The sequence below is a fragment of the Archangium sp. genome, from assembly GCF_036388035.1.
Lineage (GTDB): Bacteria > Myxococcota > Myxococcia > Myxococcales > Myxococcaceae > Archangium.
Map to the genome: position 1 here is coordinate 1 of NZ_DASVSO010001011.1, position 11,155 is coordinate 11,155.

General features: G+C 70.3%; 8 protein-coding genes and 1 pseudogene. 5 read left to right on the top strand and 4 right to left on the bottom strand.

Translation table 11 applies throughout. The features are described 5' to 3' along the window. Positions 1-145: 145 nt before the first annotated feature. A complete protein-coding gene (locus VF697_RS41600) occupies positions 146-1,162 on the bottom strand; it encodes a zinc-binding alcohol dehydrogenase family protein (protein ID WP_331104068.1) in 1,017 nt (338 codons plus the stop codon). A 276-nt stretch (positions 1,163-1,438) separates the two neighbouring features. Between VF697_RS41600 and VF697_RS41605 the strand changes: the two genes are divergently transcribed. Continuing rightward, positions 1,439-2,110, top strand: coding sequence for an HAD family hydrolase (locus VF697_RS41605; RefSeq protein ID WP_331104069.1), 672 nt, complete (start codon positions 1,439-1,441; stop codon positions 2,108-2,110). A 24-nt stretch (positions 2,111-2,134) separates the two neighbouring features. On the opposite strand, the gene VF697_RS41610 is transcribed toward VF697_RS41605, so the two are convergent. Both VF697_RS41610 and VF697_RS41615 read right to left on the bottom strand, forming a co-directional pair. Beyond that, positions 2,135-3,133, bottom strand: coding sequence for a fatty acid desaturase (locus VF697_RS41610; RefSeq protein ID WP_331104070.1), 999 nt, complete (start codon positions 3,131-3,133; stop codon positions 2,135-2,137). Positions 3,134-3,249: 116 nt separating this feature from the next. Continuing rightward, positions 3,250-4,428: a vWA domain-containing protein gene (locus VF697_RS41615; RefSeq protein ID WP_331104072.1), complete on the bottom strand. Its 1,179-nt coding sequence runs from the start codon at positions 4,426-4,428 to the stop codon at positions 3,250-3,252. A 57-nt stretch (positions 4,429-4,485) separates the two neighbouring features. Here VF697_RS41615 and VF697_RS41620 point away from each other — a divergent pair, with 57 nt between their 5' ends. After that, positions 4,486-5,544 (top strand): patatin-like phospholipase family protein, encoded by a 1,059-nt coding sequence (locus VF697_RS41620; protein ID WP_331104074.1) that lies wholly within the window; start codon positions 4,486-4,488, stop codon positions 5,542-5,544. A 91-nt stretch (positions 5,545-5,635) separates the two neighbouring features. On the opposite strand, the gene VF697_RS41625 is transcribed toward VF697_RS41620, so the two are convergent. Continuing rightward, positions 5,636-6,658, bottom strand: coding sequence for an Rpn family recombination-promoting nuclease/putative transposase (locus VF697_RS41625; RefSeq protein ID WP_331104075.1), 1,023 nt, complete (start codon positions 6,656-6,658; stop codon positions 5,636-5,638). A 327-nt stretch (positions 6,659-6,985) separates the two neighbouring features. Here VF697_RS41625 and VF697_RS41630 point away from each other — a divergent pair, with 327 nt between their 5' ends. The 3 genes and pseudogenes from VF697_RS41630 to VF697_RS41640 form a co-directional block, all read left to right on the top strand. After that, the gene (locus VF697_RS41630) at positions 6,986-8,317 is read left to right on the top strand and encodes an SPFH domain-containing protein (RefSeq protein ID WP_331104077.1); all 1,332 of its coding nucleotides are present in this window, start codon (positions 6,986-6,988) and stop codon (positions 8,315-8,317) included. A 4-nt stretch (positions 8,318-8,321) separates the two neighbouring features. After that, positions 8,322-9,725 carry a hypothetical protein gene (locus tag VF697_RS41635; RefSeq protein WP_331104078.1) on the top strand — a complete coding sequence of 468 codons (1,404 nt, stop codon included), beginning with the start codon at positions 8,322-8,324 and terminating at the stop codon, positions 9,723-9,725. 109 nt (positions 9,726-9,834) lie between these two features. After that, positions 9,835-11,155 (top strand): annotated as a pseudogene (locus VF697_RS41640) (hypothetical protein); the annotation flags it as partial.

Consider the following 11,155-nt stretch of genomic DNA (forward strand, 5'->3'; position numbering starts at 1 on the left):
CGGGGAAGGGCGCGGCAGAGGCCCCCTCATAGCAGCAATCCCCAGGCCACCCCAGGGAGGGAGACGCCTCACCCGGAGTGAGTCCGGGGGGACGCGCGGGTGCGGCCCGGAGGCCACGGGCGCGTGGCCTCGGAGCCGGCCCGCCTCAGCGCCAGCCTTCGAGCACGAGCTTGCCCACCATCTTCCCGGACTCGAGCTTGCCGTGCGCCGCGCGGAGGTTGGCGGCGGAGATGGGCGAGAGCTTCTCGGTGAGCGTCGTGCGGAGGCGGCCGGCGTCGAGCCACTCGGCCACCTGCTTCAGCGCGCGGTGCTGCTCGTCCATGTCCGGCGTCTGGAAGCGGGAGCGGGTGAACATGAGCTCCCAGGAGAAGCTCGCGCTCTTGCCCATCATCCGCCCGAGGTCGAGCGGCTGGCTCGTCTCGACGATGGAGACGATGCGCCCGAAGGGCTTGATGACGTCGCCCATGACGGTCCAGTAGCCCGCCGTGTCGACGGTGTTGAAGATGTAGTCGACCTCGGGGCTGCCCGCGTCCTCGAGCTGGCGGGGGATGTCCTCGCGGTGGTTGATGACGTGGTCGGCACCCAGCTCGCGGCACCACTGCTGGGACTCGGGGCGGGAGGCGGTGGCGATGACGCGCAGCCCCGCCAGCTTCGCGAGCTGGATGGCGATGGAGCCCACGCCGCCCGCGCCGTTGATGACGAGGAGCGTGCGGCCCGCGTGCCGTCCTCCCGGGTCGATGGCACAGCGATCGAACAGCCCCTCGTAGGCGGTGAGGGCCGTCAGGGGCAGGGCGGCGGCCTGCGCGAAGTCGAGCGACCTCGGCTTGGGCCCCACGATGCGCTCGTCCACCAGGTGCAGCTCGCTGTCGCAGCCCGGGCGCAGGATGCTGCCCGCGTAGAAGACGGCATCGCCCTTCTTGAAGCGCGTGACGTCCGGGCCCGTGGCCTCGACCACGCCCGCGGCGTCCCAGCCGAGGACTCGCGGCGAGGCCTCCGTCTTGTCCTTGGGGGAGCGGACCTTGGTGTCCACCGGGTTGACGGAGACGGCGTGGACGCGGACGAGCAAGTCCTTCCCCTCGGGCTTCGGGTCCGGCAGCTCCACATCGAGGAACGACTCGGGATCCGAGATGGGCAGGTAGCGCTTCAGGGCAACGGCCTTCATGGTTCTCCCCGGGGATGGGTGGGCAATGGGCGCGGCGAGCTTCGGATATCTCCAGCCCGGCGGCGCCACGGAACGACTGGATCGTTCACGGCGCGGCGAAATGTGACGGGGGCCCGGAAGGCTCTCCTGCTCGCCTGGCCGGGGATGAGGGGGGCGGGCGTATGCCTCGTCCGGTGGTGGGGGCCATGAAACCCCTCCGGTGGCGCGGGGGCGCAGGACTTTCGCGTCTGGCGACCGGTGTTGGGCGTGCGCAGTTTGCAAAACGGAGACATGCGCGTGCCGAAGGCAATCATCTTCGAAGTGGATGGGACACTGGTGGACGCCAACGTGCTGCGAGCGCGTGCCTGGCAGGAGGCACTGGCGCGGTATGGGCGCCAGGTGCGCCTCCCGCGGGTGCTCGCGCAGATGGCGCTCAACGGTGACCAGCTCGTCTCCGTATTCCTCCCGGAGGAGGACCACGAGCGCTATGCCGATGAGCTGGCGAGCTTCCACCGCGCGCTCTTCCTCGAGACGTACCTGCCCCGGGTGAGGGCCTTCCCCGGGGTGCCCGAGCTGCTGCGGCGCCTGCGGGACGAGGGCTGGCGCATCGCCCTGGCCTCCACCGCGGATCCCGACGCGCTGGAGCACTACATCGAGCTGCTCGGGGTGGCGGCGCTCATCGACGCGCGCACCACGGATGCCGAGGTGAACCGCACCCGGTTGAACGAGGAGATTCCCGCCGAGGCCATCCGGCTGCTGGGGCTCGATGAGACCGATGGCACGCTGGCCATCTCCGGCAGCCCCTACGATGTCGAGGGCTCCGTACGCCTGGGGATGCGCTGCATCGGCCTGGTGAGTGGCGGTTTCTCGGAAGAGCAGTTGATGGACGCGGGGGCGCTGGCCGTCTTCGGCACGCCCGAGGATCTCCTCACGCGCTACGCCGAGTCTCCCCTCGCCGCGGAGGGTTGAGCGCACGCTCCCCGCGTCCCCGGCTCAGGCGGCTTGCTGCGGGGTGCTCTCCTCGGCCTGCACCGTGGCGTCCGGCGAGCTGCCCGTGCGCGTCATGCGGCTGTAGAGCGACAGGGACGGATCAAAGAGGAACTTGAGCCACAGCGCCGTCCACGAGCGGTGGTAGTGCAGCGTGTCGTAGAACTCGGGGGCGAGCTGGCGCACCTTGGGCAGCCGCGTCCAGGGCACGCGCATCACGTCGTGGTGCTCGTTGTGGTAGCCCACGTTGAAGGCCACCCAGTTGAGGGGCCCGTAGTAGGAGTACGTCTCCTGGGGCGCCTTGACGAGGAAGTGCTCCTGGATCCACCGCGCGCCCAGCGGATGCAGGCCGATGGCGAAGATGGACGAGAGGAACATGTACACCAGCGCGCGAGGCCCCAGCAGGGCATAGCTGCCCGCGATGAAGGCGAGCTGGAGGCTCATGTTGGCCACGTACCAGCGGTCGAAGAAGGGCACGCGCCGCAGCCGAGGCACCCGCATCGCCTGGAAGGCCCAGAAGTTGAGCTGCCAGAAGGCCTTGCCGAAGAAGGAGTTGCCGATCAGCCGCGCCTCGAAGGGGGTGGCCAGGTCCGCGTCCAGCTCGGGGTCACCCTGGTAGCGGTGGTGGATGAGGTGGTACTTGCGGAACGAGGCGGCCGCGGGGAAGAGGATGGGCAGGTTGGTGAAGAGCTGCAGGGCGGCGTTGAGGCGGGGGCTGCGGAAGACGAGGTTGTGGGTGCACTCGTGGATGAGCACCCACAGGCCGTGGTCGATGAAGGCGCCCACCAGCCACGCGGTGGCCAGCAGCGCCCACCAGGGCGAGTCCCGCAGGGCCCAGGCGAGCCCTACCTGACCGGCCACCAGCAACACGACGAAGAAGGCGGTGATGGGCGTGGGCCCACACAGCTCCTTGATCTCGGGATGGGCGCGCAGGATGGCGCGGGCTCTCTCGAGGTGGGGTTCCTTCTCCGTGCTGCGGGCAAACTCCAGGCGCGACTGACTCAAGACGCCTCCTCAGGGTCATGCGAAGCGGGGGGCGCGCAGCTTGGCACATCCCTCCCGCCCGACGCCATGCGTCATTGCGCTTGAGAGGGGGGAGGCCCGCGCCCCCCGGCTCGCCCTTACTCCAGGGTGAAGCTCTGGGCCTTGGCCTGGGTCTCCACCGACTGGAGGATGGCCTTGTCGAGCGTGTCGCCGCCTTCGGCCGCCTGCTCCTTCTGCTTCTGCGCGAGGTACTTCTGCCGCTCCTGATTGAGCTGCTGGATGCGGCCCTGGAGCGCCGAGCGCTCCTTCTCCTTGGCCTCGACGACGGCCTTGCGCTCCTCGGCGCTCTTGCCGCGCAGCTCCTCGGGGAGCTCCTCGTCCTTGAGGGCCTCCAGCTTCACCGCGCCCTTCTTCGTCCCGTCCACCAGGTCCCAGTTCGAGTTGTCATAGAGCCGCGAGGCCTTGGACACCGCACGCGTGGTGGCGCTGACGGCGTTCGTGCTGGCGTTGGCGTCCTGGGCCACCTGCCGCCGCTTCGCCTCGGCGCCGGCCCTGCCATAGCTCAGGTACGTCTTGTTCAGCTCCACGCCCAGCCTGGCGATCTCCTCGTCCTGGGGCGCGGCCACCATCGCCACCGCCCGGTTCTGGTCGATGTTGAAGGGCTGTCCGCCCGCCAGCTTCGCCCCCTCGGCCCAGCCACTGCGCGCCCCCACCTCCGCCGGGCCACAGTGGATGGTGTTCACCACGATGCCGTGCTCCTTCGCCGCCGCGATGGCCGTCGAGTGCGCCACCGGCCCCTGCGTGAAGGGCTCGTTGCCCGCGATGTAGATGAGCTTCAGGTCCTTCTTCGACTTGCTCCACTCGAGCTGCTGGGTCGCCTTCTGGATGACCTGGCCGCAGTACTCGTTGCCGCCGTTGGTCTTCAGGGCGAAGAGCTGCTCGGACACCCGATCCAGGTCCGTGGTGAGCGGCACCACCTGGCGGATGAAGCCTCCCTCGCGTGACAGCGTGTCGTTGCCGTACTCGTAGAGGGCGATCTCCAACCGGGCGGACTGGCCCTCGCGCCGGGCGTTCTGGAAGGCATTCACCACCGTCCAGAGCTGGCGCTTGGTCTGCTCGATGAGCCCGTCCATGCTGCTGCTGGTGTCCAGCAGGAGGGCGATCTGCACCCGGGGGGCGGAGATGGCGGCTTCGAGTGTCCCGGAGGACACGGGGGGCTGGGCCTGGGTGGCGGGCTGGGCGGGAGGGGGGGCCTTCGCGGAGGCGAGTCCGGGCAGCGTCAACAGGCCGAGGCAGAGGAGCGAGGACTTGAGCATGGGGGCTTCAACGAACGCCCTTGGAAAAAGATCTCCACCTCTATATCCCGCGCGGACATGACCTCGAGCCTCACCCTCCTGGCCGGCCCTGACGCGCTGCGCCTCATTCGCGAGCGTGGCCTGCACGCGGACGACATCGACACCCTGCCGGGAGCCTCCGGCGGCCCGAAGTGGCTGGTGCTGGCCGGGCTCGACCGGGTGCTGTTCGGGGAGTTCCTCCGGGGCCGGACCCGCCCGCTCCACCTCATCGGCTCGTCCATCGGGAGCTGGCGGCTGGCCTGTGCCGCCCTGAAGGACCCGGTGGCGGCCCTGGAGCGCTTCGCGGAGGCGTACATCGAGCAGCGCTACCCGCCCAAGCCCTCCGCGGAGTTGGTGAGCACCACCAGCCGGAGCATCCTGGACACGCTCCTGGGGCCGGACGCCGAGGAGCGGCTCCTCCAGCATCCGTGGGCGCGGCTGCACGTGCTCACCAGCCGCTGCCGGGGCCTCATGGCCAGTGAGCAGCCCCCGGTGCAGATGCTGGGGCTCGCCCTCGGCGCGCTGGGCAATCTGGTGAGCCGCCGCACCCTGGGGCTCCAGATGGAGCGGGTCATCTTCCATACCGCCGGAGACGCCAGCCCGTTCGTGGGCCTCGCGGATCTGCCCTCCGTCCATCTGCCCCTGACGCGGGAGAACCTGCGCCCGGCGCTGCTGGCCTCCGGGTCGATTCCCCTCGTGTTGAGCGGGGTGCGGATTCCCGGGGCCGGGCCCGGCATCCACCGGGATGGCGGGGTGCTCGACTACCACCTGGACCTCGAGTTCGGCCCGGGCGAGGGACTGGTGCTCTACCCGCACTTCTACCCGTACGTGGTACCCGGGTGGTTCGACAAGTCGCTGCGCTGGCGGCGGGCGGGTCCGCGCAACTTCCGCCGGGCGTTGTTGATTTCCCCATCGCCCGAGCTCGTCGCGCGCCTCCCGCATGGGAAGATTCCAGACCGCGACGACTTCGTGCGGCTCTCGGATGCCGAGCGGGTGCGCGCCTGGAGGCAGGTGCTGGCCGAAGGGGAGCGGATGGGCGACGAGCTCCGCGAACTGCTCGCCAGCGGGAAGCTGGCTGAACGCCTCCAGCCGCTCTGAGCGGGGGAGGGGCACCTCAGGGAACATCACTTCTGGACGTCCAGAAGTGAGACCACTTGTAGCCGTCTACACGTCCGGAGCACCGTCCGGACTACTGGGCGAGGTCGTCCAGCACTTCGGCGAGGGTGGTGGCGTTCAGGGACCGCTCAAACCAGCGGTCGAGGGTGGCCACGTCCGTACAGGTGAGGATGCGCTGCCGGGCTGCCTCGTCGGCGTGCACGCCCCGGGCGGCGAGGATCCGCAGGACGTCTTCGGCACGCCCTCGGGTCAGTCCCTGCTGTTGCCCTTCTTCGCGGCCCTTGGCCAGACCCTGTTGGAGTCCCTGCTCGATGAGTTCCTCGGCATAGCTCCGCATCAAATCCTCCGCTCGTTGCTCATCCAACACCGAATGTAACACCCGCCCGGCCGCTTCACGGACGGCCTTGTCCCCGACCCACAACAGGTAGCGGATGACTACCACCAAATGCTCGGCCCCCTCGGGGCCTGCCTGCACCTGCGCGAGGAGCGCCACCCAGTCCGGCAACCTCCGGGCCAGTTCTCCGGTACGTCCGTAACGTAGGACCAGCCAGGCCAGCCGGACCAGCGGCGGGCCGGAGCGCGTGCTCAGTGCCTCCTCCCGCTCGGCCGTCAGGTCATCGAGCAGGTACTCGAAGCGTGGCACCAGCGCTCGCCATCGCTCCGACTCCTCCCCAGGCAGCTCAAAGAGGTCCTCCACCCGGCGCGGTGCCGTCCAGGCTCCCTCGGGCCCGTGGTACATGACGAGCGGGATGATGAGCGGCAGCGACTCGCTCTTCGGGTGTTCCTGGCGCCAACGTTCCAACTGGCGCACCACGTAGCGCAGCATGCGCAGCGCCATCCATCGGTCCACCGAGGACTGGTGTTCGAGCAGCACGTAGAGCAGCAGCGGGTGGCCCGTGCGCAGCCGAGCCGTGAAGAGCAGATCGCTCTCGGTCTCGCGCAGCTCCGGGTCCACGACGGAACCGGGCTCTCGCCGCAGGGACGCCCAGTCCACCTCGGAGACGACATGCGCGGGCAGCACGGCGCGCAGTTCGGCCGCGGCCCGCTCGGGGTGGCCGAAGGTGTAGCGGGCGAAGAGGTCATGCGGTCCCGACATGGCGAGCCGCTCCCAAGCACGCGGCGGGCCAAGGGCGCCGCAAAGGTCTGGCGGCACAACCACCATCTCTCCAGGCTCGGGCAGTCTGTCGAGCAGCGCTCTCACGAGCCGTGCCTCCGTTGCGTTGACGGCGGGTGGCGCCGCTGGCCCGTGGATTTCTGGCCGCACCCGCGCGTGCGGCAGTGGGGCGCTCCAGCCACGCGGTGCGTCCGCGTGACCGCGTGCTGGCGCTCCTTGTCGGCACTCGCCGTGGGCCTCTCCTCTGGCCGTGTCCGCTCGCCTGCCCGGCACTCGCCGTGCATTGCCCTCCATCCAGAGAGGGCACTCATGAACGAGCAGAATCAGAACGAGCAGCAGCAGCAGAATCAGCAGACGCGGACCGAGCAGAAGCGGGGGGAGGTCCTGAGGAACATGTTGTCCCTGGCCGCAGAGGCGACGCGCGGGCTGGTCAGCCGGGTCCGGTGGCTCATCTACGCCGAGCGGGGGCGCCGGGTGATGGCCGGGCTGGTGGCGACCGGGGCGGTGGCCGGGGTGGTGATCGCCCAGCCCCTGTGCATGATCGAGCCGGGCGAGGTGGGCATCCGCGTCAACCGGCTCACCGGCACCGTCGCCGAGCTGCACGAGGGCTGGGCCCTCCTGGTGCCCCAGGTGCACCGGCTGAGCCGCTACAGCCTGAAGGACCAGACCTTCCAACCCTCCCGGAGCACCCGCGCCACGGACCCGGCCCCCTTCCAGTCCGTCGAGGGCCTGTCCATTGGTGTCGAGGTCTCCATCCGCTACCTGCTCGACCCGGAGCGGATTCCTTCCCTGGCCGCGCGGCTCCCCGAGGACATCGGCCGTGACATCGTCGAGCCCGCCATCGACGGCGTGCTCCGCCGGCACTTCGCCCAGCACACGGTCCGGGAGATCTTCTCCACCCATCGGGTGCAGATCCAGAAGGACATCACCGCGGAGCTCCAGCCCCTGCTGGCCGCCGATGGCGTCATCATCCGCTCCGTCACGCTGGGCAATGTGGACCTGCCCCAGCAGTACCGCACGGGCATGGAGGCGTTGCTCGCCGAGGAGCTGAGCTCGGAGAAGATGCGCTACACCCTCGAGCTCAAGGACAAGCAGGTCAAGCAGTCCGCCCTGGAGGCCGAGGCCGACAAGGTCCGGCGCGAGAAGGCCGCCGAGGCCGCTGGCAACGAGGAGGTCATCGCCGCCAGGGCCAAGGCCGAGGCCATGCGCCACATCCTCCCCTTCAAGGAGAAGGAGATCGAACAGCGCCGCCTGGAGGCCGAGGCCGCCAAGGTCTCCCGTCTCACCCAGGCCACCGCCGAGGCCGAGGCCCACCGCATCGAGGCCGCCGGCGAGGCGGATGCCCGGCGCAAGCTCGCCGAGGCCGATGCCTACCGCGTGGATGTCACCGGCAAGGCCGCCTCCGAGCAGCTCGCCCGCGACGCCGAACTCATCAGCCGCAACCCGCTGCTCATCCAGAAGACGCTCGCGGACAAGCTGTCCGACAAGATCCAGGTCATCATCGCTCCGCCCCAGGCGGGTGGGTTCATCGCCGGCAACCTGCTGGGCCAGCCTCAGGAGGCCCGGTACGCGGGCGCCTCGTCACAGGGCGCGTCCCCGGCCCAGGCCGCCGTCTCCGACAGCACGGACTCCGAGGAGTAGGAACATGCTCGCCACGCTCGTCGCCATCGCCCTCGTGGTGCAGGACCAGGCGCCCCTGCGCGCCGCGTCCCAGGACTCCGCTGCCCGTCAGGCCACCCTCTGGCAGGGCGAGTGGCTCGAGGTCCGCGGAGAGAGGCAGGGCTTCATCCAGGTCTATGACCATCGCCGCGAGCGGCCCGGCTACGTGCGCGAGCAGCAGGTGCGCATCCTCCGCCTGGAGGAGGCGAGCGTGCCCCGGCTCCAGGCGGTGGTGGAGTTCCTGAAGGACACGCCGGGCGCGGAGGCGCTGGGCATCGGCTACGCGGCGGCGCTGCTGCGCGCGGCCCCGGCCTCCCAGGTGGGGCCGGAGCTCTTCGACGCCTTGGGCACCCTGGCGGACCGGCTCGCCCGGAGGGCCACCTCCAACAGGACCAATGACACGGCCCTGGCGGCACACCTCGACGTGGCGGCCAGCTATGGGGTGAAGCTCGTCAGCTTCGAGCGGGAGGGCCGCACCCGCGTCTGCTACGACGGCGAGGCGTTCCGCCGGGTGCTGGCGCTCGGCGGCGGTCCCGAGATGCGGCTCCGGGCGGCGCTCGCGCTGACGCGGCCGGAGTGCATCGACCCGGCGCTCAACCCCCTGGAGCGGCAGGCCCTCGACGAGTGGCGGAGCACGGTGCTGGAGCAGGTGGACGCGGGCCGGCTGCCGGCGTACCTCGCCAACCGCCTCCACCTGCGGCGGGCCGAGGTGTACTCGGCGCTGGCCTACCAGCTCTCCCGCCGGGGTGAGGCACCGCGGGGCGCGAAGGCCAGCGAGCGCGCGGTGGCGTCACTGGCGAGCGTCCTCGAGGCGGAGCTGGCCGAGGAGGACAAGGCGGCCTACGCATCCGCCGCGGTGCGGGTGGGCGCCTCGCGCTTCGCGTCCGAGCCCGCCTCGGAGCCGCCGGGGTCCGGGCCGGTGCTCGCGCTCTCCCAGGGCCAGCCGGGAGAGACCTGTCTGCGTCTGGCGGACGCGAAGGCTCCCCAGTCGGCCCTCTTCGAGCGCTGCACCTATGGGCTGGTGTGGCCGGGCTCGGTGCGGCGGTCCGCCCAGGGCTCGGCGGTCGCGGTGGCGGTGCAGCTGCTGGAGGGGTGGACCGAGCTGTGGGTCTTCCACCAGGAGGGCGACGGGTGGGTGCTGGACGCACTGGCGCCCGCGGCGACCGAGCCGCTCCTGGGCTACGTGGAGCTCGCGGGCTTCTCTCCGGATGGCTCGCGTGTACTGGTGGCCCGCGAGGCCCTGGTGGAGGGGCGCATCAAGTCCTCCTTCCAGGTGCTCAAGCGCGACACCCTGCTGCCGGAGAAGAGCGCCGACAGCCCGGGGGCCCTGGGCGCCTTCCAGCGCTGGAGCTCCGCCGACTGGCGCGGTCGCACCGTCGCGATGCGGTGAACCCGAGCCGAGGACGTGTCCGTGCGGCGGCCTCTTGCCGTCATCCCCGCTTACGTCTATCACCCGGCGCCATCACTCCAAGGGGGCGCACGTGCGGATGCAATGGATCATGGGACTGGTGTTCTCGGCGATGGTGTTGCTCGGGTGCCCGGGGGAGGAGCAGAAGCCGCCGGACGCAGCCCCCCGCCTGGTCTTCACTCTCCAGCCCTCGAATACCACCGCGGGGACCGACCTCAGCGTGCAGGTCGCCGTCCAGGACGCTCAGGGCCACGTCGTCTCCGACTCCAGTGCCACCGTGACGCTGGGCCTCGCGGCGAACCCGGCCGGTGGCGTGCTGCTCGGCACCACCACCGTGAACGCCACCCAGGGCGTGGCCACCTTCTCCGTCCACGTCGACAAGGCAGGTAACGGCTACGCGCTGTCCGCCAGCGCTCCGGGGCTGATGGACGCCACCAGCAACACCTTCGACGTTTCGCCGGGCGCCCCCAGCCACCTCGTCTTCACCGTCCAGCCCACCACCAACAACGGCCCGACGCTCTCTCCGGCCGTCGAGGTGTCCATCCAGGACCGCCTGGGGAACACCGTGTCGGGCGCCTCCGGCACCATCTCCCTCGCGCTCGGCGCCAACCCTGGCGGCGGCACCCTCTCCGGCACCACCTCGGTGGCGACGGTCAACGGCGTGGCCACCTTCTCCAACCTGCGGATCAGCGAGCCGGGCGAGGGCTACACCCTGGTGGCGTCCGGTCCGGTGACCGCGGCCACCAGTGCCCCCTTCACCGTCCTGCTCACCCCGGTCACCGGCACCCGGGTGGTTCACCACATCACCGACACCGGACAGATCGATCAGCCGTTCGACTTCGCGACGACCCCGGTGGGCGCGTACGTCGCCGAGGCGGATGGCGGCTTCACCTACTACCCGGGCACGGGCACCGACGCGGGCACCTTCTCCATCCCGGGCGTCCCGTTTGGGGGCTACTACCTGCGGTTCCGCAACGACTACGTGTTCACCTCGGAGCGGAGCCTCGACCTGTCCCTCTACGAGCAGGGCCGCCCGGACGTGCAGCGCGGCGACGCCGGGGCGCTGGTGCACACCACGCTGACCGGCATGAACCCGTGGCAGGACTATGACGTCAACGGTGTCGGAATCACCGACGAACTCCAGATGTACTCTTCGAACGCCGGCGCGGTGGTCTACCAGCTGATGTATTACGACGCGGACGGGGGGTTGAGCAGCCCGGCCATTCCCAAACATGGCGACACCACGTTCGACCAGTGGACGGACTACGCGACGATCTTCGAGCGGAGGCTGGTGGACGCGGACAAGGGGGACCGGGTCTTCTTCACCCAGCTCGTCTCGCATGACGCGGGTGTTCTCAATGATGCCGGCGTCTCGACGGGGACGGCCTATCAGTCCCTCGCAAAGGTCTACG